Source organism: Ruegeria sp. AF7 (assembly GCF_056541885.1).
The window spans coordinates 123,352-145,515 of record NZ_JBQFYX010000004.1 but is presented as its reverse complement, the minus strand read 5'-3'; the positions used below and the strand labels follow the sequence as shown (position 1 = coordinate 145,515).

General features: G+C 57.2%; 25 protein-coding genes. 12 read left to right on the top strand and 13 right to left on the bottom strand.

Annotated features, from left to right (window positions below):
- The first annotated feature begins 1 nt into the window (after position 1).
- Both ACR0AP_RS10680 and deoD read left to right on the top strand, forming a co-directional pair.
- A complete protein-coding gene (locus tag ACR0AP_RS10680) occupies positions 2-319 on the top strand; it encodes an H-NS histone family protein (protein WP_209506499.1) in 318 nt (105 codons plus the stop codon).
- Between the two features lie 18 nt (positions 320-337).
- Entirely contained in the window at positions 338-1,048 is a 711-nt protein-coding gene (gene deoD / locus ACR0AP_RS10675) for a purine-nucleoside phosphorylase (protein WP_480506743.1), read from the top strand.
- 24 nt (positions 1,049-1,072) lie between these two features.
- Here deoD and ACR0AP_RS10670 read toward each other — a convergent pair whose 3' ends face one another.
- From ACR0AP_RS10670 to ACR0AP_RS10615, 12 genes are all read right to left on the bottom strand, one after another.
- Complete coding sequence (locus ACR0AP_RS10670; protein ID WP_480506742.1) at positions 1,073-1,936, bottom strand: urea carboxylase-associated family protein; 864 nt, start codon at positions 1,934-1,936, stop codon at positions 1,073-1,075.
- A 290-nt stretch (positions 1,937-2,226) separates the two neighbouring features.
- The gene (locus ACR0AP_RS10665; RefSeq protein WP_480506741.1) at positions 2,227-2,367 is read right to left on the bottom strand and encodes a hypothetical protein; all 141 of its coding nucleotides are present in this window, start codon (positions 2,365-2,367) and stop codon (positions 2,227-2,229) included.
- A 122-nt stretch (positions 2,368-2,489) separates the two neighbouring features.
- Positions 2,490-3,269, bottom strand: coding sequence for a succinate dehydrogenase iron-sulfur subunit (locus ACR0AP_RS10660; RefSeq protein ID WP_152456842.1), 780 nt, complete (start codon positions 3,267-3,269; stop codon positions 2,490-2,492).
- A 31-nt stretch (positions 3,270-3,300) separates the two neighbouring features.
- A complete protein-coding gene (locus tag ACR0AP_RS10655) occupies positions 3,301-3,927 on the bottom strand; it encodes a sulfotransferase (protein ID WP_480506740.1) in 627 nt (208 codons plus the stop codon).
- A gap of 96 nt (positions 3,928-4,023) precedes the next feature.
- The gene (gene sdhA, locus ACR0AP_RS10650) at positions 4,024-5,829 is read right to left on the bottom strand and encodes a succinate dehydrogenase flavoprotein subunit (RefSeq protein ID WP_480483158.1); all 1,806 of its coding nucleotides are present in this window, start codon (positions 5,827-5,829) and stop codon (positions 4,024-4,026) included.
- An 18-nt stretch (positions 5,830-5,847) separates the two neighbouring features.
- On the bottom strand, positions 5,848-6,219 hold the full coding sequence (gene sdhD / locus ACR0AP_RS10645; protein ID WP_209506513.1) for a succinate dehydrogenase, hydrophobic membrane anchor protein: 372 nt from the start codon (positions 6,217-6,219) through the stop codon (positions 5,848-5,850).
- Between the two features lie 13 nt (positions 6,220-6,232).
- The gene (sdhC, locus tag ACR0AP_RS10640) at positions 6,233-6,619 is read right to left on the bottom strand and encodes a succinate dehydrogenase, cytochrome b556 subunit (RefSeq protein ID WP_209506515.1); all 387 of its coding nucleotides are present in this window, start codon (positions 6,617-6,619) and stop codon (positions 6,233-6,235) included.
- Positions 6,620-6,834: 215 nt separating this feature from the next.
- On the bottom strand, positions 6,835-7,497 hold the full coding sequence (locus tag ACR0AP_RS10635; protein ID WP_480506739.1) for a DUF1194 domain-containing protein: 663 nt from the start codon (positions 7,495-7,497) through the stop codon (positions 6,835-6,837).
- A 54-nt stretch (positions 7,498-7,551) separates the two neighbouring features.
- On the bottom strand, positions 7,552-8,580 hold the full coding sequence (locus ACR0AP_RS10630) for a MaoC family dehydratase (protein ID WP_480506738.1): 1,029 nt from the start codon (positions 8,578-8,580) through the stop codon (positions 7,552-7,554).
- Positions 8,580-8,786: a DUF1737 domain-containing protein gene (locus ACR0AP_RS10625; RefSeq protein WP_209506521.1), complete on the bottom strand. Its 207-nt coding sequence runs from the start codon at positions 8,784-8,786 to the stop codon at positions 8,580-8,582. Before ACR0AP_RS10625 ends, ACR0AP_RS10630 begins: the two co-directional genes overlap by 1 nt.
- Before the next feature lie 12 nt (positions 8,787-8,798).
- On the bottom strand, positions 8,799-9,353 hold the full coding sequence (locus ACR0AP_RS10620) for an NnrU family protein (protein ID WP_480506737.1): 555 nt from the start codon (positions 9,351-9,353) through the stop codon (positions 8,799-8,801).
- Between the two features lie 6 nt (positions 9,354-9,359).
- Complete coding sequence (locus ACR0AP_RS10615; protein ID WP_480506736.1) at positions 9,360-10,217, bottom strand: HpcH/HpaI aldolase/citrate lyase family protein; 858 nt, start codon at positions 10,215-10,217, stop codon at positions 9,360-9,362.
- 169 nt (positions 10,218-10,386) lie between these two features.
- On the opposite strand from ACR0AP_RS10615, the gene ACR0AP_RS10610 reads away from it, so the two are divergent.
- Positions 10,387-10,692, top strand: coding sequence for a hypothetical protein (locus ACR0AP_RS10610; RefSeq protein WP_480486649.1), 306 nt, complete (start codon positions 10,387-10,389; stop codon positions 10,690-10,692).
- Here ACR0AP_RS10610 and ACR0AP_RS10605 read toward each other — a convergent pair whose 3' ends face one another.
- Positions 10,693-11,448, bottom strand: a complete 756-nt coding sequence (locus tag ACR0AP_RS10605; protein WP_267363195.1) for a sulfite exporter TauE/SafE family protein — start codon at positions 11,446-11,448, stop codon at positions 10,693-10,695.
- A 161-nt stretch (positions 11,449-11,609) separates the two neighbouring features.
- Here ACR0AP_RS10605 and mdh point away from each other — a divergent pair, with 161 nt between their 5' ends.
- The 9 genes from mdh (at position 11,610) to odhB (ending at position 22,163) form a co-directional block, all read left to right on the top strand.
- Positions 11,610-12,572, top strand: coding sequence for a malate dehydrogenase (mdh, locus tag ACR0AP_RS10600; protein WP_209506532.1), 963 nt, complete (start codon positions 11,610-11,612; stop codon positions 12,570-12,572).
- 308 nt (positions 12,573-12,880) lie between these two features.
- Entirely contained in the window at positions 12,881-14,074 is a 1,194-nt protein-coding gene (gene sucC / locus ACR0AP_RS10595; RefSeq protein WP_267363198.1) for an ADP-forming succinate--CoA ligase subunit beta, read from the top strand.
- A gap of 79 nt (positions 14,075-14,153) precedes the next feature.
- Positions 14,154-14,687, top strand: a complete 534-nt coding sequence (locus tag ACR0AP_RS10590; protein ID WP_480506734.1) for a hypothetical protein — start codon at positions 14,154-14,156, stop codon at positions 14,685-14,687.
- A gap of 131 nt (positions 14,688-14,818) precedes the next feature.
- Entirely contained in the window at positions 14,819-15,646 is an 828-nt protein-coding gene (locus ACR0AP_RS10585; protein ID WP_480506732.1) for a glycosyltransferase family 25 protein, read from the top strand.
- A gap of 13 nt (positions 15,647-15,659) precedes the next feature.
- Complete coding sequence (gene sucD, locus ACR0AP_RS10580) at positions 15,660-16,541, top strand: succinate--CoA ligase subunit alpha (protein ID WP_209506539.1); 882 nt, start codon at positions 15,660-15,662, stop codon at positions 16,539-16,541.
- A gap of 122 nt (positions 16,542-16,663) precedes the next feature.
- Complete coding sequence (locus ACR0AP_RS10575) at positions 16,664-17,161, top strand: DUF805 domain-containing protein (RefSeq protein WP_480506730.1); 498 nt, start codon at positions 16,664-16,666, stop codon at positions 17,159-17,161.
- Positions 17,158-17,700: a DUF805 domain-containing protein gene (locus tag ACR0AP_RS10570; protein WP_209598648.1), complete on the top strand. Its 543-nt coding sequence runs from the start codon at positions 17,158-17,160 to the stop codon at positions 17,698-17,700. Before ACR0AP_RS10575 ends, ACR0AP_RS10570 begins: the two co-directional genes overlap by 4 nt.
- Positions 17,697-20,654 (top strand): 2-oxoglutarate dehydrogenase E1 component, encoded by a 2,958-nt coding sequence (locus ACR0AP_RS10565; RefSeq protein ID WP_209598649.1) that lies wholly within the window; start codon positions 17,697-17,699, stop codon positions 20,652-20,654. Before ACR0AP_RS10570 ends, ACR0AP_RS10565 begins: the two co-directional genes overlap by 4 nt.
- Before the next feature lie 3 nt (positions 20,655-20,657).
- Positions 20,658-22,163, top strand: coding sequence for a 2-oxoglutarate dehydrogenase complex dihydrolipoyllysine-residue succinyltransferase (gene odhB / locus ACR0AP_RS10560; protein ID WP_480506728.1), 1,506 nt, complete (start codon positions 20,658-20,660; stop codon positions 22,161-22,163).
- The last annotated feature ends 1 nt before the right edge of the window (position 22,164 follow it).

The window sequence follows — 22,164 nt, the reverse complement described above, 5'->3', positions numbered from 1 at the left end:
GATGGGGATCAATCTTGAACAGATGTCGCGTAAAGACCTTATGGCACTGCGTGACGATGTCGAAAAAGCCTTGGTAGGAGCCGAAAAACGCGAGCGCCGTGAGGCATTGAAAGCCGCTGAAAAGGCCGCCGCGGAATTCGGGTATTCGCTATCCGAGCTTTCAGGCGACGCACCCCGCGCATCCAAGCAGAAGAAAACAAAAGAAAAATACCGCAATCCTGCCAATCCGGAACAAACCTGGACAGGTCGCGGCCGCAAGCCGAAATGGGTGCACGATGCGTTGCAGGCGGGTACCGATATCTCCGATCTTGAAATCTGATCAGGGCGGATCAAAACAATGACAATTCATATCGGCGCTGAAAAAGGCGAAATTGCAGACACTGTCCTATTACCCGGAGATCCTTATCGGGCGAAATGGGCAGCCGAGACGTTTTTGGACGATGTGAAACAGGTCAATAACGTCCGGGGAATGCTTGGGTTTACCGGAAATTGGAAGGGAAATCCTGTAACGATACAGGGTAGCGGCATGGGAATGCCCTCGCTCTCTATTTACGTAAATGAGTTAATTCGTGATTACGGTGCAAAAACCCTGATCCGAATTGGGTCGTGTGGCGGAATGCAGGACAGTGTCAAAATTCGAGACGTCATTCTGGCATTGACCTCGACAACGCTGAGCACGCCGTCACGCGGTATCATGAAAGAACTGAACTTTGCGCCCTGCGCCGATTGGAGTTTGTTGCAGGCGGCAGCAAAGGCGGCGGCTGCCAAAGGGACTCCTACCCATGTCGGTGGGATTTATTCTTCGGACGTTTTCTATGATGAGCGCCCGGACCTGAATGAACAGATGGTGCGTCACGGGATTCTTGGCGTCGAAATGGAGGCGGCCGAGCTCTATATCCTGGCAGCGCGCCACAAATGTCGTGCTCTGGCAGTTCTCACTGTTTCCGATCACCTTCTGACGGGAGAAGCTCTGCCATCCTCGGAACGTGAAAGCAGCTTTGGAGACATGGTGGAAATCGCGCTACAGGCCGCATTCCCGGGCAACTAGCAGTAAGGTGGGTGCCCGCAGATCCTAACGCCCGTGCGTGCGATCATAGCCATTGCGCGCCGGGCTTTCCCAGCCATCCAGGTCTGTGGCCGTCGCGGCAAATGTTTCGACCAACAAGGGATAACACGCGGCGGTGTCAGAGGAATGTTCCGAGGAACAATCCCCACCCGGACAGGCGCTGAGATTGCCAAGCAAATCGATCTCGGCAAAGAATTCCAGATAGTCGCCGGGGCGAACGGGTGATGCTTTCATGAAATACTGACCTGTATCCCGAGTGAAGCCGGTACACATGAAGACGTTCAGAACGTCGTGCACCGCGGGTTCGGCCTCATCCATCGGGATATTCAGATGATCCGCCAGCGCGCGGGTCAGGTTGGAATGGCAACAATGGTGATACTGCGTGCCGGACAACAAGTTGCCCGTATATGGATCACAACGCGTGCCTATCACGTCATGAACTGATCCCCCGTAGGCATCGATCCCGTACCACTCCAGTGTATCCGCTATGATGATGGCCATCGGGCGCAGATGTGGGAAACTGGACCACATCCGCTCTCCGGTGGTCAGGTGCGTGCCATGCAGAGCCCGCGTCTTTCCGGAATAAAAGCGCTCCGACAAATCATTGCGGTTCCACAAATTCAAATCGCCAACCTGCGGGCCTTCAACCGATGTGATGCGAAAGAAATGCCCGGCAGGTACATCAAAGCAGCGCGCCTCACGCGGAGGAACCAGGACTTCGCCGGTTTTGGCTGCCCGTTGGCGCACAGATCTCATCCAGTGCAAATCTGGTCGCGGCAATGCATCGTTCGGATAACAAATGACAGGGGCGACCGAACGGCGGGCTTCGGCATCTTCGGGAGGGCGGGCAATATTCTCAGAACCGGTCATGGCGTGCAGAGTGGCGGATTCTCTGGCTCGCGAAAAGCCCTTTATTCAACGCTCACTTCCCTTAAAACAGCGCATAGGTTGGTCCGTCGCAGCGTCTTCCGCTCCACAAAAGCTGCACCGCCAGATGCCCTGACGTCTGTCCTGCCGCCAGCGACAATCACGTGAAAGCGTTGAATGGCGCGAGCGCCAGAAAAAATAGGCGAACACTGCGGCGGCCAACAAAAGCAGAAGAACAGGCATTCCTCTGCTTTGCCGATTGACCAAAGTTTTTCAAGGGCTGTCGTATTTGATCAGGCCGCGTTTGCGTATTCGAACAGCTCGGGCTCTTTGTCGGCTTTAACCGGCTCCGGCGTGTAGTAGGCCCATGCCCGCTCCAGCAGATTTAGGGCCTCTTTGGCGTCGATTTTTTGTTTGGAAGTGTTTGTATTCATCGGAGTGATCCTGACTCGAACTCATCACTCCTCCCTGACCAAAAAATAAGGCAATGCAGCCGGGGCTACATCGCCTTATTTTGCAAGATCGACATGCGCTTACTGCAATGCGGCGCAGGTGCTTAAACCGCGCGTTCGACCATCATCTTCTTAATCTCGGCAATCGCCTTGGCCGGGTTCAAGCCTTTGGGACAGGTCTTGGCGCAATTCATGATGGTGTGGCAGCGATAGAGCTTGAACGGGTCTTCCAGCTCGTCCAGGCGCTCGCCCGTGGCCTCATCCCGGCTGTCGATGATCCAGCGATAAGCATGCAGCAGAGCAGCTGGGCCAAGATACCGGTCGCCGTTCCACCAGTAGCTGGGGCAAGAGGTCGAGCAGCTGGCGCACATCACACACTCATAGAGACCATCCAGCTTTTTCCGATCTTCGATCGACTGCTTCCATTCCTTTGCAGGACGGTTGGTCTTGGTTTCCAGCCACGGCATGATCGACGCATGCTGGGCATAAAAATGGGTCAGATCAGGGATCAGATCTTTGACCACAGGCATATGCGGCAGCGGATAGATCTTCACGTCGCCCTTGATCTCATCCATGCCATAGATACAGGCTAGCGTGTTGATCCCATCGATATTCATCGCGCACGAGCCGCAAATACCCTCGCGGCATGAACGGCGAAATGTCAGGGTCGGGTCGATTTCGTTCTTGATCTTGATCAGCGCGTCCAAAACCATCGGCCCGCACGTGTCCATATCGACAAAGTAGGTATCGACACGGGGGTTCTGACCATCATCCGGGTTCCAGCGATAGATCTGGAACTTGCGCACATTGGTCGCGCCATCCGGCTTTGGCCAGGTCTTGCCGGTCGTAATCCGGGAATTTTTGGGCAGGGTCAGTTGAACCATGTCAATTCTCCATTCAGCACAAGGCCGCCTTTCAGCCTGTCCGGGCGCGCTGGGACGCCCCTTGGTTATAACGCCCCCAATGGGCGATGTTCACGTCAAAATCCGGCGCGAGCCAGTCCGCAACGCGTTGCGGATCATCACAGTCGATATCAAAGCGCAGGAAGCGCGGGTTGCCGTTAAAATAGGCTTCTACCTCGGCATGGTGCACATCATACATATGCGCCCAGCCGTGTTTCACTTCATCCACACTCAGGCCATTGGCTTTGCAGCACCGATCCAGATACCCGCCACCGGAATGGTTGGCACGCGAAACAATCCAGTCATCCTTGTCCCGTGTGTTCAGCAAGAAATAGGCATCCGGGTAAGCAGCATGCAATTCACGGAAGAAACGCGCCCCGTCCAACATGAAGCGCGAACTGACAAAAGCGATGTCAGTGAAGGCCCGCACCGCTCCGAACCCGTCCAGTGGTCGTCGCCCCATGGCAATGTTGGTCAGCATGCGGTGCGCAAGATTTCGACCCTGGTCATCTTCCCAATGAACCGACGGTATCCCGCTTTTCTGAAACAGCCTGTGAAACGAGGTCGTCGCACAGCGGTTCAGCCCGATCAGGATGATCTTGGGATCGCCTGAACCGGATTGCAGGACCTCGACCGTCATGACAAACACCGGACACGGACCGACCCTTGGCCAATGGCCGTTGCGGTCTTCGTGGGTATTTGGCGCTTGCTCACCATTGCCTGCTGTCCGAGCCTTTTAGAACGTACGTGCCTTGGGCGCGATTTTCTTCAGGCTGATGCCACCTTCGTCTTCGGTCGTCAGCGGATCGACGATCACGGGACGATAGCTAAGCTCGACCTGGTTGCCTTCGACCCGGCTAACCGTATGGACGCGCCAATTTTCGTCATCACGTGCAGAGAAATCCTCGTGCGCGTGGGCACCACGGGATTCCTTGCGCGCCTCTGCGCCGACGATCGTGGCCAGCGCGTTGGGCATCAGGTTGGTCAGCTCCAGCGTTTCCATCAGGTCACTGTTCCAGACCAGCGACCGGTCGGTGACTTTCAGATCGTCCATCTTGGCAGCGATTGCCGTCATCTTCTCGACGCCTTCGGCCATGGTCTTGGCGGTACGGAACACGGCAGCATCCGCCTGCATGGTTTTCTGCATTTCAAGCCGTAATTCTGCGGTCGGGATGGAACCGCTGGCGTTGCGCACCGCGTCGAACCGGTCAAAGGCCTTATCGATCGATGCCTGGTTCAGAACCGGGTTCGCAGCTTCTGCATCTACGACTTTGCCAGCCCGGATCGCTGCCGCGCGGCCAAAGACCACAAGGTCAATCAGCGAGTTCGAGCCCAACCGGTTCGCGCCGTGAACCGAGGCGCAACCTGCCTCGCCCACTGCCATCAGGCCCGACACCACAGCTGTCGGGTTCTCGGCCGTTGGGTTCAGAACTTCACCCCAATAGTTTGTGGGGATACCGCCCATGTTATAGTGCACGGTTGGCAGAACCGGGATCGGTTCCTTGGTGACATCCACACCGGCAAAGATCTTGGCGCTTTCCGAGATGCCGGGCAGACGTTCTGCCAAAGCCTCGGCTGGCAGGTGACTGAGGTTCAGGTGAATATGATCCCCTTCCGCTCCGACACCACGACCTTCGCGGATTTCCAAGGTCATCGAACGCGAGACGTAATCGCGCGGTGCAAGGTCCTTGTACTGGGGCGCATAACGCTCCATGAACCGTTCACCTTCCGAGTTGGTCAGGTAACCACCCTCGCCACGCGCTCCTTCAGTGATCAGACAGCCCGAACCGTAGATGCCGGTGGGGTGGAACTGAACGAATTCCATATCCTGCAAGGCCAGCCCAGCACGGGCCACCATGCCGCCGCCATCGCCGGTGCAGGTATGGGCCGAGGTCGCGCTGAAATAGGCGCGGCCATAACCGCCGGTCGCCAGCACAACCATCTTGGCATTGAAGACATGCATCGTACCATCGTCCAGTTTCCAGCAGACAACACCCTGACACTGGCCGTCATCGGACATGATCAGGTCGATGGCGAAGTACTCGATGTAAAACTCAGCATTGTTCTTCAGCGACTGGCCATAGAGCGTATGAAGGATCGCGTGGCCGGTCCTGTCCGCAGCGGCACAGGTGCGCTGTACTGCCGGGCCTTCGCCGAATTCAGTGGTGTGACCACCAAATGGGCGTTGATAGATCTTACCTTCTTCAGTTCGGCTGAACGGAACGCCATAGTGTTCCAGTTCGTAAACAGCCTTGGGTGCTTCCCGTGCGAGATACTCCATCGCATCGGTGTCGCCCAACCAGTCCGAGCCCTTCACAGTGTCGTACATGTGCCACTGCCAATGGTCGGGGCCCATATTCGACAGCGACGCGGCAATGCCACCCTGCGCGGCCACGGTATGAGAACGGGTTGGGAAAACCTTGGTCACGCATGCCGTGCGCAGACCTTGCTCCGCCATACCCAATGTCGCCCGCAGACCGGCCCCACCGGCGCCGACAACGACCACGTCATATTCATGCGTTTCGTATTCGTATGCAGCCATTTCTTTCAGCTCCGGGAATTAAAGGGCAATGCGCGCGATGGCGAAGATGCCGGCCGCAGCCGCACCGTAGGACAGGCAGGTCACCAGAATGATCAGGACCTTCTCAAGCGTGCCGTGAACATAGTCTTCAAGCATCACCTGCGCACCGTCCGCAAAGTGTTTAAAGCCAACCGCCAGCGTCAGTGCTGCCACGATGGCAGGGAAAGGTCGCGAGTAGTAGTCAAGAACGACTTCGAATGGCTGGCCCAGGATCGGACCAAAGGTGAATACAAACAACGGCACAAGGATCAGCAACGCAACCGAGCTGACTTTCATCGCCCAGAAATGGGCAGTGCCGGATTTCGCCGAGCCAAGTCCAGCGGCGCGTTTGCGGTCGGTCAGATAACGCATGTCAGGCCTCCAATCACGCGACGAGGACAAGGGTCAGAAGGGTCAAAACGACCGATCCGATGACAACAGCCCAACCCAGTTTGGTCGCCGTCGGAATATCCAGACCAACCGCATTGTCCCAGATCAGATGCCGCACACCGGCCAACGTGTGATACCAAAGCCCCCAAACGGACAGCGCCATCACAAGGTCTCCAAGCATCGAGGTTATTACCCCATTCGCTACGGCAAACGCCTCGGGCGAAGTTGCTGCGGCCAGAAACCACCAGACGATCAACAGAGCTGCGAGCAGAAGGGCGTTACCGGTGATGCGCGTCAGGATTGACGTGATCGACGTCAGCTGCGGGCGATAAATCGACAGATGCGGCGAAAGTGGGCGATTGCCCCGATTTACATCGGCCATGGCGGCTCCTTTTCGGTTGGCTACAGAACGTTTTACTGGTTTTTGCGACACTGTCACGTGCTGCGAGTGCAAAAACCATCAAATTGCGCTCAATTACACGGATAATTCAAATATGTGATCACACAAAATAATCTCGTGATCACATATCACATTCCGCGCTGTCAATGTTAGCGTTTTCAAGGCCAAAGAGATGTGATCACGAATCTCTCAAACCGTCATTTCAGGTCTGCCGTTTGCCGCGTCACTTCGCGCAGCAGTTTTCGGCGAATTCGTTCCGGGTAATCAGCGAACCCGGTGGCAGAAACGACAAAGGCACCTTCGCCCACGATGACATTCTCAAAGAAATATGCCGTCAGGTCCGGTTCGCTTTCCTCAATAGCCAGCGCGTTGACAACGATCCCTTCGGCGCGCAGGGCCGCATGAACCCGCGTCGGTTCAATCCCTTCATTGGACACACCGTCCCCTGACAGGTCAATCAGATGCCGTCGGCAGTCGGAAACCGAATCGAATGAACTCAGGGTCATTTGAAGCGCCTCGCCGATAGCCGTCGAAAAATTCCGCCAGATGCGCGGATCGGCGGCGACCTGGTCTGAAAACTGATCCAGCGTGGCAAAGCTATCGATACGGGTCCAGGGAATAGTGATCCGCTGGCGCGATGAGCCGGTCCACTGCACCAGCATCAGCCGCGCCTGCCCCCGCACCAGCGCCTCGGACACGATCGGGTCGCGCAAACCTGCGGCCAACCCATCCATCTGGATGCGATATTCGCTGCTATCGACTGAACCAGAAACATCCACGGCTAAAGCCAAGGCCAGATCGCAGGCCTGAGCCGCCGGTGCCAGAGTGACGCTGGCCAATATTGCGCGTAGCAGGTTCATTGTGCAAACCTATCACGCCTTGCAAGCCGTGGCGTCACATATCCGTCAGATCACCTATTTGGGCATCAAAGCCCAATAATCGAGATCCAGCAGAACGTCTGGCAGGTACCGCCCTTCTTCGTTCTTCAGCTTGAACGGATCACCGCCTTTGGTCGCGACCAAACGCAATCGCACAGCGCCTATGCCGGGTACCCCGGTTTCCGCTTTGTCCAGAACTTCGGACCATGCCTTGATCGTATCACCCGCAAAACAAGGGTTAGTATGGGCGCCACCATTCAAGCCGACAATCATCTGTGCATTTGCAAGGCCATTGAAGGACAATGTCCGCGCCATCGAGATTACATGCCCACCATAAATGAGCCTGCCTTCCGGACGGAACGTCAGGTCGTAATGCACCTTGGCGGTGTTCTGCCACAGACGTGTGGCCAGCATATGTTCGGCCTCTTCGACGGTGACACCATCCACATGATCGATGGTTTCACCGATCTTATAATCGCCCCAGCGATGCACCTCGCCCGCGAGGGCAAAATCGTAGTTTGCAAAATCGAGCCCTTCCGGCACGGTCAGGTCCTGCGGATCAAGTACAGCCTTCAAATCAGGAACAACCGTCTCGGGCGCGGGTGCATCCATGTTTGCCTTGCGCACCATGACCCAGCGCACATATTCAAGAACCACCTCGTCCAATTGGTTCAACCCGCGGGTACGAACCCATACAACACCGGTTTTTCCGTTGGAGTTCTGCTTCAGGCCGATAACCTCTGATACGGATCGCAGCGTATCGCCAGCATAAACGGGCTTCAGCCAACGGCCTTCGGCATAGCCAAGATTGGCAACCGCGTTCAAGGAAATGTCAGGCACGGTTTTGCCGAACACGATGTGGAACGCGGCCAGATCATCAATCGGGCTTTCCGGCAACCCACAGTCCCGAGCAAACTCATCCGAAGAGTAAAGCGCATGACGTGCGGGATAAAGCGCGTGATACAAGCCGCGCTCTCCCTCGGTCACGGTGCGAGGTACTGCATGCTGCAACACCTGCCCCACAGAATAGTCCTCGAAAAATCGGCCCGGATTTGTTTTCGCCATTACTGCTGTCCCAGTTTCATGTCGGGGGAATAGTCGGCCTCGACCTCTTTGGTCACGGCCTGCGCACAACGCATTACGTTGCCGTTGGCATCAAAGGCGTAAGCCGGGTCGCCATACAGCTCCCATCCCTTTGACAGGGCGTCGGACACCTTGTGACAGAAGGCCGAAGTGTCTTCTTCGGTCAGCAAGCGATAAAGTTTCGACATCAAATCAAATCCTTATGAGCTGAACGGAGATGGGCCAACCAGCCCGTGGATGTATCCGATAATTCCCATCAGAACGATCGAAGCCACAAAGAACATCGCATCCTTGCCGTAAGTGCCAGGCTCTGCCGGGGTCCACTCGGGTTCAGACTTGTTGATTACAATGACTTCGACCACCGCCCAGGCCAGAAGGCCACCAAACAGAATGATCGAGGCCAGATCGCCGTTCACCAACAGGTGCGCAAAAGCCCACAGTTTGAACCCGCCCAGCATCGGGTGGCGCAGCTTGTTCAGCAGCCGGCCTTTTGTGCCCGCAGGGCTCATCATATAAATCGCGATCAAAACCAACAGGTTGTTGACGTGAACCAGAAAGGTTGGCGGCGCCCAAACATGGATGAAGTCGGTCATGCGATACCCGAAGATCATCAGAAGGATCGACGCGAGCAAAGCCAGGGCAACAGCGCCTTTACCCGCGTCACCCATTGCGGCGCGGCGTTCAGGTGCCACACGTTTGAACAGATGCGCCCCCCACCACAGCGCCACACCCAAGATCAGAAGAACAAAGCCCATGCTGGCCTACCCCGCTTGCAAAGCTAATATCGCCTCTGCTTTTGCCAGAATTTCGCGGGCAGTTACAACGTGCAGATTTTCGACAATCTTGCCATCGACAACAGCGACCCCTTGGCCAAGGGCCTCGGTCTCTTCAAAGGCCGAAATCTGGCGGCGAGCCAGGTCGATCTCGTCATCCGATGGCGCGAAGGCGGTATTTGCCACTTCGACCTGGGCCGGGTGGATCAGCGTTTTACCATCAAAGCCCATATCGCGGCCTTGCGCACATTCGAAAGTCAGACCTTCGACATCCTTGAAGGCGTTGTAAACGCCGTCGATGATAATCAGCCCTTCGGCCTTGGCGGCCAGCAAGCACAGCCCTAACGAGGTCATCATAGGCAGGCGATCTGGGCGGAAGCGGGTTTGCAGCTCTTTCGCCAGATCATTTGTTCCCATCACGAATCCGGCCATCAGCGGATGCGCGGCGATTTCTGCCGCGTTCAGAATTCCACGCGGGGTTTCCATCATGGCCCAGATCGGCAAATCTCCGGTGATCGCAGCCAGCGCATCCACGTCAGCCGCCGAATTCACTTTAGGCAACAGGACTACGTCGGCATCCATTTCGCGCACAGCCTCGGCATCCGCACGGCCCCATTCGGTGTCCAACCCGTTTATCCGGACAATCTTGACGCGTGACTCGTAACCTCCGGCAGCCAAGGCCGCCTTAAGCGTTTCGCGCGCATTGTCCTTTTCGTCGGCCGCGACCGCATCTTCCAGATCGAAGATGATTGCATCTACCGGCAGAGTGCGGGCCTTTTCCAAAGCCCTATCCCGGGACCCAGGAATATAGAGAACCGAACGATAGGGGCGCTGACGAGGATCCATGGACCACTCCCATTGAAATAAAGTTGCGCGGAATGGGGCATTTTTTACCGGAAAGTTCAACCCCAAAATTGCCGCACCGCAGCAAACAGGGCGCAACGTGCTTTGCCTTAACTGAATTTCGGCCCCTACGCCGCACCCTGACCAGCAGAGGGAACCGAAAGGATTCGGGATGCGAAAGACAATGTTCAAGATGACGATGGGACTTGGGATCATGGTTCTGGCGGCACAACAGGCACAGGCCCAGGGGCAAAACTGCGCACCGCGAGAGGATGTGCTAAGAAGGTTGACCGACACTTATGGCGAAACGCGCAGGGGCTTTGGTCTGGCCCAGCAAGGCGCAGTCATGGAACTTTTCGCCTCAGCTCAAAGCGGCAGCTGGACCATCACGGTGACCTTGCCCAACGGGGTCACCTGTCTCGTCGCTTCGGGGCAAGCTTTTGAGGCTGTAGCCGAAGCGCTGCCCCCGAACGCCTGATCAGGTAAGTGCGTCCCAGATCAGTTTACTGCCTGTGAGGGTCAGCAGCACATAAGCAATTCCAAAGAACAGGCGTTCGGACAACATGAAATGTGCGCGGACGCCCAGCCACGCACCGAGAACAGCAAACGGTGTTAACAGCATATCGGCCCATGCCGTCTGCCACGTGAACATGCCCAGATAAGCGTAGGGTACAAACTTCGCGATATTAATCACCCAGAAAACCAATACCGTACTGGCTTGAAACTCGGTCTTTGTCAGCCGTTGGGACAACAGGTAAACGGCAGCTGGAGGGCCTCCGGCATGGCTGACGAAGCTGGTGAAGCCCGCGACCAGCCCTGCAAACAGGCCAGCGGAGGGTGGCAACCGTCTGGCAAACCCGCGCACCCAGCCTTTTGACTGTGCGATGTGCCAGATCACGAACCCGACCGAGATGCCGCCGATCAGCAGGCGCAGCAGGTCATCATCCGTTGAGCGGTAAAGCCATGCCCCCATTGCCACACCGGGTACAGCACCCAGGATCAGCAGGCGCGCATCCCTCCAGCTCCATCGCTTCCAATAAGGGCCCAAAGTGGCCACATCGATCACCATCAGAATCGGCAGCATCAGGGCCAGGGCCTGCCCGGGCGTTAGGATCAAGGCCAGAATCGATGATGACGCAAAAGCCACGCCCGAGCCGAAACCGCCCTTTGAGATACCCGCAAATATCACCGCCGGGATCGCCACTGCAAAAAACATCAAGTTTAATTCAAACATGCACCGGTCCCGGTTTTGGCTTGTCTCAAAGGCCCTTTAGCGCAACCACATAGGGTCTCGCAAACGGTATGCGGTTGTATGCCACGTCGCAGAACTCTTGCTTAATGCCGTTTTAGCGACTAGCACGGCCGCGATTTCAAAACCGACTGGAGATATTCCAAATGGCCAGACCCAAGATTGCGCTGATCGGCGCGGGGAACATCGGCGGCACGCTTGCGCATCTTGCAGCTGTCAAAGAACTGGGTGACGTTGTCCTGTTTGACATCGCTGACGGGCTGCCACAGGGCAAGGCGCTCGACATCGCCGAGTCAGGCCCGTCCGAAGGCTTTGACGCAACGATGAAAGGCACCAGCGACTATGCTGATATCGCCGGGGCGGATGTTTGCATCGTGACCGCAGGCGTAGCCCGCAAGCCGGGCATGAGCCGCGATGACCTGCTGGGCATCAACCTGAAAGTCATGAAATCGGTCGGCGAAGGCATCGCAGCACACGCGCCCGATGCGTTCGTGATCTGTATCACCAACCCACTGGACGCCATGGTCTGGGCGCTGCGCGAATTCTCGGGCCTGCCGCATAACAAAGTCTGCGGCATGGCTGGCGTGCTGGATTCAGCACGTTTCGCGCATTTCCTGTCGGAAGAGTTCAACGTCTCGATGCGCGATGTAACCGCGTTCGTATTGGGCGGCCACGGCGACACCATGGTGCCGTCGGTTCGTTACTCGACCGTTGCTGGCATCCCGCTGCCTGATCTGGTTGAAATGGGCTGGACCTCGCAAGAAAAGCTGGATGCCATCGTACAGCGCACCCGTGACGGTGGCGCCGAAATCGTCGGTTTGCTGAAAACCGGATCGGCTTATTACGCGCCCGCCACCTCGGCGATCGAAATGGCCGAAGCCTATCTGAAAGACCAGAAGCGTGTTCTGCCTTGTGCGGCGTACTGCAGCGGTGAGTTGGGTGTTAACGGCCTTTATGTCGGGGTGCCGACAGTCATCGGCGCTGGTGGCGTCGAGCGCATTGTGAACATCAAGCTGAACGAAGACGAGCAAGCCGGCTTCGACAACTCGGTCAACGCCGTGAAAGGCCTGATCGAGGCTTGCAAGGGTATCGACAGTTCACTGGCATAAAACTGCCAGACAATCCGAATTTGAGGCCGGCCCAATTCTGGGCCGGTTTTCATTTGCCACCGCGGAACCCGGCCGCATATGTTGGCGCAAACGTCCCAAATCCCTTTTTTCGAATGTGATTTCAAAAAACTGTGCAGAAATATCGAATCAATTGATGACACTCGAATTTTTGTGATCACACCCTAAAAACCCGTGATCACAAATGTCGAAAATCTTCGACAATTTCCCGTCGCAGGTCAAAAAACCCTTTAAATTTGCCCGCTAGACACGCCTATAACGGTTAAACGCAGTCAGACGGGACAATTTCGATGAACATTCACGAATATCAGGCCAAGGCTCTTCTTCGCAGCTACGGCGCTCCGGTCTCCGATGGTCGCGCCGTATTGCGCGCCGAGGAAGCCAAAACCGCAGCCGGTGAACTGGATGGGCCGCTTTGGGTCGTCAAGGCGCAGATTCACGCGGGTGGCCGCGGCAAAGGCTCGTTCAAAGAAGCCGATGCTGGTGAAAAAGGCGGTGTCCGGCTGACGAAATCGGTCGAGGAAGCGGCAGAAGAAGCCAAGAAGATGCTGGGGCGCACTCTGGTCACCCATCAGACGGGTCCGGCAGGCAAGCAGGTCAACCGCATCTATATCGAAGCCGGTTCCGGCATCGAGCGTGAACTGTACCTGGCTCTGCTGGTAGATCGTCAGACCAGCCGTATCTCGTTTGTCTGCTCGACCGAAGGCGGTATGGACATCGAAGAGGTTGCTGCCGCGACGCCCGAGAAAATCCTGTCCTTCTCGGTTGACCCGGCCACCGGCTACCAACCCTACCACGGTCGCCGCATCGCGTTTTCGCTGGGGCTTGAGGGCGCGCAGGTCAAGCAATGTGTCAGGCTTATGGGCATCCTCTACAAAGCCTTCGTCGAGAAGGATATGGAGATGCTGGAGATCAACCCGCTGATCGTATCCGACAGCGGCGACCTGAAAGTGCTGGATGCCAAAGTTGGCTTTGATGGCAACGCAGTCTACCGCCACCCAGATATCGCTGAACTGCGCGACACGACCGAGGAAGACCCCAAGGAACTGGAAGCCAGCAAATACGACTTGAACTACATCGCACTGGATGGTGAGATTGGCTGTATGGTGAACGGTGCCGGTCTGGCGATGGCCACGATGGACATCATCAAGCTTTATGGCGCCGAGCCTGCCAACTTCCTCGACGTGGGCGGCGGTGCGACCAAAGAGAAGGTGACCGAAGCGTTCAAGATCATCACCTCGGACCCGCAGGTCAAAGGCATTTTGGTCAATATCTTCGGCGGCATCATGCGCTGTGACGTCATCGCCGAGGGCGTGGTGGCTGCGGTGAAAGAGGTCGGGCTGCAAGTTCCGCTGGTCGTGCGTCTGGAAGGCACCAATGTCGAGAAAGGCAAAGAGATCATCAACAATTCGGGTCTGGACGTGATCGCGGCGGACAACCTGAAAGACGGTGCCGAGAAGATCGTGAAGGCGGTTAAGGGTTGAGCAGAGTGGGAGGAAGATTTGCAGAAATGCAAACCTTCCTCTGTCCTCGGGATGAGTATCACTTTCAAAGGCCGATTGAATGAATTTCCAGAAGATCTCCTTGGCAACCGCAATTCTTTTAGCTGGTTGCACGAACGCGCCGGTAACACGAAGCAGTGCAATTGAAGAAGCGAGTGTGCTGTTTGAAACGGTCTGCATGGCCAGCTTGGGTAATCCTTCTCAAGCAACTCAAACGCTGGAGAACTCAGGCCTTGAACGTATTTCTAACACGTCCGAGGGAGGAACTCGGTTCTTCAGTGAGCCGAATTGGATCTATGCAGTCACCGGAACCAGAACTTCTGATTTTGGAACCAGGGGCAGGGTCGAGTATGACTACTGCTATATCGCGTCGAAAAACCTAACTTCCACTGACGTAGAAGAAATACAAAAGCGGATGGCTGCAAAGCACATCGATGGTTCATCTACTTATCAGACGACCAGAAGCTCTTCGAGAACTACGCTGAGAGCCGACAAACCCATTGCAGGGCGAAATGTCTACATCGTCTCCGGGCAACCTCCGAAACAACCCGCTGGACAGCAATACTCGTCCATCGAACTTCAACAGATAAGATAGCAAGCGAAGGAGCCACTAAAATGGCAGTCCTCATCGACGAAAATACCAAAGTGATCTGTCAGGGCTCTACCGGCTCGCGGACCAAATCGCTGTTGGTACAGACTGCCTGATCTGACTGGAAATGTAACCCCATGACCATCCCCATCTTCCTCATAGGCCTAGAACGCGCCACCGGGCGGGCGCGTTTGATGGCGCAGGAGCTGCAAAAGGCAGGCCTGTCGGCAACGCGCATCAACGCTGTTGATTGCGACGCCGCCACCCGTGAGGAATTCCTGCGTGAATGCCGGTCTGAGGGACCTTGGGGTTATTTCCATACCAAGGACATGGCCTGCACCCTCAGTCACGCTAAAGCGTGGGAGGCCGTTGTCGCCTCTGGCGCGGAGCAGGCTTTGATACTTGAGGATGATGTTTTCCTGTCGCCAGAACTGGCGGATTGGTTGAACGATGCATCCTGGTGGCCAGAGGATGCCGATATCGTGCGGTTCGAACGCTGGCGCAGCACAAAGCTTTACCTCGCACTTGAGCGCAAAAACTCATCCCATCTGGGTCGGGAACTGCGCCTGATGCACTCACGCCACCCCGGCGGTGCCGCATATGCGTTGACCCGAAATGCGGCAGAACATTTCCTGGCGCAAAAGCCCTATGACATCACGCTGGATGGCCTGTTGTTCAACCCATCAGCCTCGGCTGCGGCGCGTCGGGTCAATGTCTATCAGGTGGTTCCTGCGATGGTCGAGCAAGGCAACGAAGCGCCGGGCGAAATCCAGATGGGTGCCCCCCGCGCACGCCCTACGGGCTGGCCGCTGGTCCGACAAAAAATCAGGCGCGGTGTCGCCGAAATCAGCAGCGGCCTGCGCACGATGGCCAACCTGGTCCTTGGTCGCGCCACGCTTCAGAAAATTACCTATGCGCCGCAGGTTCTTCCAGCGGCAGAACCCTATCAATCCAACACCGCCTAGAGAAAGGGACAAAATGGCAGTCCTCATCGACGAAAACACCAAAGTGATCTGTCAGGGCTTTACCGGCTCGCAAGGTACATTCCACAGCGAACAGGCCATTGCCTATGGCACCAAGATGGTTGGCGGCGTAACCCCCGGCAAAGGCGGGATGGAGCATTTAGGCCTGCCCGTGTTCAACTCGGTCCACGAGGCAAAGCACGTGACCGAAGCCAACGCATCGGTGATCTACGTACCGCCCCCATTCGCGGCGGACTCGATCCTCGAAGCGATTGATGCCGAGATGGAAGTGATTGTCTGCATCACCGAAGGTATCCCGGTTCTGGATATGATGAAGGTGAAACGCGCGCTGGAAGGCAGTAAGTCGCGCCTGATCGGCCCGAACTGCCCCGGTGTCATCACGCCTGACGCCTGCAAGATCGGCATCATGCCCGGCCATATTCACAAACGCGGGAGCGTGGGTGTCGTTTCCCGCTCGGGTACGCTTACTTATGAAGCCGTGAAACAGACAACGGATGTAGGACTGGGCCAGTCCACCTGTGTGGGCATTGGCGGCGACCCGATCAAAGGGACTGAACATATCGACGTGCTGGAATGGTTCCTGGCAGATGACGAAACCACGTCGATTATCATGATTGGCGAGATCGGCGGCTCGGCCGAGGAAGAGGCCGCACAGTTCCTGGCAGATGAGGCCAAGAAAGGCCGCAAAAAGCCGGTTGCAGGCTTCATCGCAGGCCGCACGGCCCCTCCGGGCCGCCGCATGGGCCACGCGGGCGCAATCGTCGCCGGCGGCAAAGGCGGTGCCGAGGACAAGATCGAAGCCATGCGCTCAGCCGGTATCGTCGTGGCCGAAAGCCCGGCGCAGCTGGGTGAGGCTGTGTTGGAAGCGATTGGGTAAGTGATGGCTGCCGGTCGCACATGTGTGCAGAGGGCAGCGCCCGACTGCGGGTGGGTGCAACGCACCCGCCCATGGGGCGGTCGGGCGCTGCCCCGGCAGTGCCGCCGAGTAAGTGAGTGTTAATGGGGCCGAAACAAGCCATATCGACTGGAATTCGAAAAGCACTCGTCTTTTCATGCAGGGCTACGCGCGCCGAGTTTTGGTGGTTCGCACCTTTGGCGGCTATGCTGCCAATAATTGTAACTCTGCATCTTGACTGGCGTGTTTCCTTCGGCTGGGGAATCGGGCGGTTGATAGTGGTGATGGCAACCTCTATCCCTTTGCTCGCGGCTATGAGCCGACGGTTACAAGAGACTGGAGAAGATGGTCACCAGGCCCTGTATCCTTTCATGCCAATTATACTCATCTGGATTGGGCACCAGGTCTTCTTGTTGTACAGTTTATTGATAGGTGGGCCAATTTTGTGGCTGATCTTGGCATTCCTGACCCTTGGGCCGATGTTTCTAGCGGCACTCGTCGCGAGTGTGATGGTAACAGCAAATATCATCGGAATGATGCTGGTCGCGTCTGAGCCGGGGAACAACCGGTTTGGTGTACCAAATGGAGAAGTGACCGCATGACCTTCTCCGACGCCATCCGCACCTGCTTCTCCAAGTTTTTCACCTTCTCAGGTCGCGCATCACGCCCCGAATACTGGTTCTTTTTCCTGTTCATCGTGATCTGGAACATCATTGCCGGGATCATCGACTGGCAGTTCTTCACGCAGGTCGCGGTGACGGAAACCGAAACCTCGAAATCCGTTTTGGCCACGTCCTCGCAACCAGTGCAGGGCATCGTCAGCCTGATCGTCTTCTTTCCCCATCTGGCAGTTGCTTTCCGGCGGATGCACGATACCGGTCGCAGCGGGCTGTATGCTCTGCTGCCGATCCTGCTGATCCTTGGCGCCGGAGCCGTGCTCGTTTTCGGTATCGGCCTGGCCTCTCATTTCCAGCATGGCGGCAGGCTGGATATCCTGTTCACCCGCGCCACGTTGCTCATCGTTCTTCCGACACTACTGGTACTGGTGGTGTCGCCCCTCCTGGTTCTATGGTGGCTGACACGCCCCAGCCAGCCAGGCACCAATCAATACGGTCCCAACCCAACAGAGGTAGCCCTATGACCGAACATTCGCCCAATTCCGCCTTTCATGCCTCAAGCTTCATGCAGGGGCATAATGCCGAATATCTGGAGCAGCTTTACGCGCAATACACAAAGAACCCCGGGGCGGTGGATGCCGCATGGGGCGCGTTCTTTGATGCCATGGGCGATGCCGCACCTGATGTTCAACGCGAAGCCGACGGTCCGTCCTGGGCGCGCACCGACTGGCCGCCGATGCCTGCAGATGACCTCACGGGCGCTCTGACCGGGGAATGGGCCGAGATTGACGCCAAAGCGGCGGGCAAGAAGATCAAGGACAAGGCGGCTGACAAGGGGGTCGAGGTCAGCGATGACCAGATCAAGCGTGCGGTGCTGGACAGTTTACGGGCACTGATGCTGATCCGGGCCTATCGCATCCGGGGCCATCTGGCCGCAGATCTGGACCCGCTGGGCATGCGCGCCGCCAGCACACATCCTGAGCTGGACCCGAAGACTTACGGCTTCACCGATGCCGACATGGATCGCCCGATCTTTATCGACAACGTGCTGGGTCTGCAGGTCGCTTCGATGCGGCAGATCGTTGAGATCGTGAAGCGCACATATTGCGGCACCTTTGCGCTGCAATACATGCATATCTCGAACCCCGAGGAAGCCGCGTGGCTGAAGGAGCGGATCGAGGGCTATGGCAAGGAAATCGCGTTCACCAAAGAAGGCCGCAAGGCGATCCTGAACAAAATGGTCGAGGCCGAGGGCTTTGAGAAGTTCCTGCACGTCAAGTACATGGGCACCAAGCGGTTCGGTCTGGACGGTGGCGAGGCGCTTATCCCGGCGATGGAACAGATCATCAAGCGCGGTGGCGCACTTGGCCTCAGTGACATCGTCATCGGGATGCCGCACCGGGGTCGCCTGAACATTCTGGCCAATGTGATGGGCAAGCCTTATCGCGCGATTTTCAACGAATTCCAGGGCGGCAGCTTTAAACCCGAAGACGTGGATGGCTCTGGCGATGTGAAATATCACCTCGGCGCCTCTAGCGATCGCGAATTCGATGGCAACAGTGTGCACCTGTCACTGACTGCCAACCCCTCTCACCTTGAGGCGGTAAACCCGGTGGTTCTGGGTAAGGTTCGCGCCAAGCAGGACCAACTGGGCGACACGGACCGTACCAGGGTCATGGCGATATTGCTGCACGGTGATGCGGCCTTTGCCGGTCAGGGTGTTGTGGCCGAGGGCTTTGGCCTGTCCGGCCTGAAAGGGCACAGAACCGGAGGCACCATGCATATTGTGGTGAACAACCAGATCGGGTTCACAACCGCGCCGCATTTCAGCCGCTCAAGCCCCTATCCCACCGATATCGCGCTGATGGTCGAGGCCCCGATCTTCCATGTGAACGGTGACGACCCCGAGGCGGTAGTTCACGCCGCGAAGGTGGCGACCGAGTTCCGCCAGAAGTTCCATAAAGACGTGGTTCTGGACATCTTCTGCTATCGCCGGTTTGGCCATAACGAGGGCGATGAACCCATGTTCACCAACCCGATCATGTACAAGAAGATCAAGACCCATAAGACAACGCTTTCCTTGTATACCGAGCGGCTGGTCAAGGACGGGCTGATCCCCGAGGGTGAGATCGAAGATATGAAGGCCGCCTTTCAGGCCCACCTGAACGACGAGTTCGAGGCCGGGAAAGACTACAAACCCAACAAGGCCGACTGGCTGGATGGGCGCTGGTCGCATCTTGACAAGAACAAGGATGATTATGTCCGGGGTGAAACAGCGATCTCGGCAGAGACACTGGCGGAAATCGGAGCCGCGCTGACCAAAGCTCCTGACGATTTCGCAATGCACAAAACCGTTGGGCGGTTGCTGGAACATAAGAAGCAGATGTTCGAGACCGGTGCAGGATTTGACTGGGCCACAGGTGAGGCACTGGCGTTTGGATCGTTGCTGACCGAAGGATATCCCGTGCGTCTGGCCGGGCAGGATGCAACGCGGGGCACGTTCAGCCAGCGTCACTCTGGGTTTGTTCATCAGGAAACCGAAGAACGGTATTACCCGCTCAACAACATCCGTGCCGGGCAATCCCAATACGATGTTATCGACTCGATGCTGTCCGAATACGCGGTGCTGGGTTTCGAATACGGCTATTCGCTGGCAGAACCGAACGCTCTGGTTCTGTGGGAGGCGCAGTTCGGCGACTTTGCCAACGGTGCGCAGATCATGTTCGACCAGTTCATCAGCTCGGGTGAAAGCAAGTGGCTGCGGATGTCCGGTCTGGTCACATTGCTGCCACACGGGTTCGAAGGGCAAGGCCCGGAACACTCGTCAGCGCGTCTGGAACGGTTCCTGCAAATGTGCGGTCAGGACAACTGGATCGTGGCGAATTGTACGACACCGGCGAACTATTTCCACATCCTGCGCCGTCAGTTGCACCGGACCTTCCGGAAGCCACTGATCCTGGTGACACCGAAGTCACTGCTGCGTCACAAGCTGGCCGTCAGCACGGCGGATGACTTCACCACTGGTTCCAGCTTCCACCGGGTGCTGTGGGATGATGCGCAGAAGGGCAACTCTGACACCAAGCTGGTGGCCGATGACAAGATCAAGCGCGTCGTCATGTGTTCCGGCAAAGTCTACTTCGACCTGTTGGAGGAACGCGATGCGCGTGGCATCGACGACATCTACCTGATGCGGATCGAACAATTCTATCCGTTCCCGGCACATTCACTGATCAACGAACTCGAACGGTTCAAGAATGCCGAGATGGTCTGGTGTCAGGAAGAGCCCAAGAACCAGGGTGCGTGGACCTTTATCGAACCCAACATCGAATGGGTCCTGTCCCGTATCGATGCTAAACACACTCGCCCGACCTATGCCGGTCGCGCCACATCGGCCTCGCCCGCAACGGGGCTGGCCAGCCAACACAAAGCCCAACAAGAAGCGCTGGTTAACGAAGCGCTGAGCATTGAAGGAAAGTAAGCGATGACGATTGAAGTTCGTGTTCCCACGCTTGGCGAATCGGTCACCGAAGCCACAGTTGCAACCTGGTTCAAAAAGCCCGGTGATGCGGTCGCCATGGATGAGATGCTGTGTGAGCTGGAGACAGACAAGGTCACCGTCGAGGTTCCTTCTCCCGCAGCGGGTGTAATGGGTGAAATCGTGGCAGCCGAAGGCGAAACCGTTGGTGTTGACGCCTTGCTGGCAACGATTGCGGCGGGCGAAGGCGCAGCCCCGGCGCCAGCCGCAGCCCCGGCAGCGGCACCTGCCGCATCAGGTGGGTCGGTTGACGTGATGGTTCCGACACTTGGTGAGTCTGTGACGGAGGCAACCGTTTCGACGTGGTTCAAGAAGGTTGGCGACAACGTCGCGCAGGACGAGATGCTGTGCGAATTGGAAACCGATAAAGTCTCGGTTGAAGTTCCCGCACCGACTTCGGGTGTTCTTGCGGAAATCGTTGCTCCAGAAGGATCGACCGTGGATGCGGCTGCCAAGCTGGCTGTCATCTCCGGAGCTGCCGCTGGTGCAGCAGCCGCGCCGGCCCAGGCAGCAGCGGCGGCGCCCGCAGCAACAAGCACCGGAAAAGACGTCGCAAACGCACCGTCCGCCCAGAAAGCAATGGCCGAAGCCGGACTGTCGGCTGATCAGGTCACCGGAACAGGCCGCGACGGTCGCATCATGAAGGAAGACGTAGCCAAAGCCGTTGCAGCAGTTTCAGCCCCGGTACCTGCGGCGGCTGCGCCCGCCCCTGTGGCCCAAGCCCCACGCGCCCCTGTGGCTGCCGAGGACGAGGCCCGCGAAGAACGCGTGCGGATGACCCGCCTGCGCCAAACCATTGCCAAACGTCTCAAGGACGCACAAAACACCGCTGCGATCCTGACCACCTACAACGAGGTGGACATGACCGAGGTCATGGCCCTGCGCAATCAGTACAAAGACCAGTTCGAGAAGAAGCATGGCGTGCGTTTGGGCTTTATGTCCTTCTTCACCAAGGCATGCTGCCACGCGCTGAAAGAAGTGCCCGAGGTCAATGCCGAGATTGATGGAACCGACATCGTCTACAAGAACTTCGTGCATATGGGCGTCGCCGCCGGTACGCCGCAGGGTCTGGTCGTTCCCGTGATCCGTGATGCCGACAGCATGTCCTTTGCCGCGATCGAAAAAGCCATCGCCGAAAAGGGCAAGCGCGCCCGTGACGGCAAGCTGAGCATGGCTGAGATGCAGGGTGGCACCTTCACCATCTCGAATGGTGGTGTCTATGGTTCGCTGATGTCCTCGCCGATCCTGAACCCCCCTCAGTCGGGTATTCTGGGCATGCACAAGATCCAGGACCGCCCGATGGTCATCAATGGTGAGATCAAGATCCGCCCGATGATGTATCTGGCCCTGTCGTATGACCACCGGATCGTCGATGGCAAAGGTGCCGTTACCTTCCTCGTTCGTGTGAAAGAGGCGCTGGAAGACCCGCGCCGCCTGCTGATGGACCTGTAAG

Bases quoted from the DNA above. Each gene is read 5' to 3' on its own strand.
- ACR0AP_RS10660 (WP_152456842.1), bottom strand. From the start codon at position 3,269: ATGGTTCAACTGACCCTGCCCAAAAATTCCCGGATTACGACCGGCAAG.
- ACR0AP_RS10665 (WP_480506741.1), bottom strand. From the start codon at position 2,367: ATGAATACAAACACTTCCAAACAAAAAATCGACGCCAAAGAGGCCCTA.
- sucD (WP_209506539.1), top strand. From the start codon at position 15,660: ATGGCAGTCCTCATCGACGAAAACACCAAAGTGATCTGTCAGGGCTTT.
- ACR0AP_RS10570 (WP_209598648.1), top strand. From the start codon at position 17,158: ATGACCTTCTCCGACGCCATCCGCACCTGCTTCTCCAAGTTTTTCACC.
- ACR0AP_RS10605 (WP_267363195.1), bottom strand. From the start codon at position 11,448: ATGTTTGAATTAAACTTGATGTTTTTTGCAGTGGCGATCCCGGCGGTG.
- ACR0AP_RS10625 (WP_209506521.1), bottom strand. From the start codon at position 8,786: ATGTCGAAACTTTATCGCTTGCTGACCGAAGAAGACACTTCGGCCTTC.
- ACR0AP_RS10655 (WP_480506740.1), bottom strand. From the start codon at position 3,927: ATGACGGTCGAGGTCCTGCAATCCGGTTCAGGCGATCCCAAGATCATC.
- ACR0AP_RS10630 (WP_480506738.1), bottom strand. From the start codon at position 8,580: ATGGCGAAAACAAATCCGGGCCGATTTTTCGAGGACTATTCTGTGGGG.
- ACR0AP_RS10615 (WP_480506736.1), bottom strand. From the start codon at position 10,217: ATGGATCCTCGTCAGCGCCCCTATCGTTCGGTTCTCTATATTCCTGGG.
- odhB (WP_480506728.1), top strand. From the start codon at position 20,658: ATGACGATTGAAGTTCGTGTTCCCACGCTTGGCGAATCGGTCACCGAA.
- ACR0AP_RS10575 (WP_480506730.1), top strand. From the start codon at position 16,664: ATGGGGCCGAAACAAGCCATATCGACTGGAATTCGAAAAGCACTCGTC.
- mdh (WP_209506532.1), top strand. From the start codon at position 11,610: ATGGCCAGACCCAAGATTGCGCTGATCGGCGCGGGGAACATCGGCGGC.
- sdhD (WP_209506513.1), bottom strand. From the start codon at position 6,219: ATGCGTTATCTGACCGACCGCAAACGCGCCGCTGGACTTGGCTCGGCG.
- ACR0AP_RS10680 (WP_209506499.1), top strand. From the start codon at position 2: ATGGGGATCAATCTTGAACAGATGTCGCGTAAAGACCTTATGGCACTG.
- ACR0AP_RS10670 (WP_480506742.1), bottom strand. From the start codon at position 1,936: ATGACCGGTTCTGAGAATATTGCCCGCCCTCCCGAAGATGCCGAAGCC.
- sdhC (WP_209506515.1), bottom strand. From the start codon at position 6,619: ATGGCCGATGTAAATCGGGGCAATCGCCCACTTTCGCCGCATCTGTCG.
- ACR0AP_RS10590 (WP_480506734.1), top strand. From the start codon at position 14,154: ATGAATTTCCAGAAGATCTCCTTGGCAACCGCAATTCTTTTAGCTGGT.
- ACR0AP_RS10620 (WP_480506737.1), bottom strand. From the start codon at position 9,353: ATGGGCTTTGTTCTTCTGATCTTGGGTGTGGCGCTGTGGTGGGGGGCG.
- ACR0AP_RS10635 (WP_480506739.1), bottom strand. From the start codon at position 7,497: ATGAACCTGCTACGCGCAATATTGGCCAGCGTCACTCTGGCACCGGCG.
- ACR0AP_RS10565 (WP_209598649.1), top strand. From the start codon at position 17,697: ATGACCGAACATTCGCCCAATTCCGCCTTTCATGCCTCAAGCTTCATG.
- deoD (WP_480506743.1), top strand. From the start codon at position 338: ATGACAATTCATATCGGCGCTGAAAAAGGCGAAATTGCAGACACTGTC.
- ACR0AP_RS10610 (WP_480486649.1), top strand. From the start codon at position 10,387: ATGCGAAAGACAATGTTCAAGATGACGATGGGACTTGGGATCATGGTT.
- sdhA (WP_480483158.1), bottom strand. From the start codon at position 5,829: ATGGCTGCATACGAATACGAAACGCATGAATATGACGTGGTCGTTGTC.
- sucC (WP_267363198.1), top strand. From the start codon at position 12,881: ATGAACATTCACGAATATCAGGCCAAGGCTCTTCTTCGCAGCTACGGC.
- ACR0AP_RS10585 (WP_480506732.1), top strand. From the start codon at position 14,819: ATGACCATCCCCATCTTCCTCATAGGCCTAGAACGCGCCACCGGGCGG.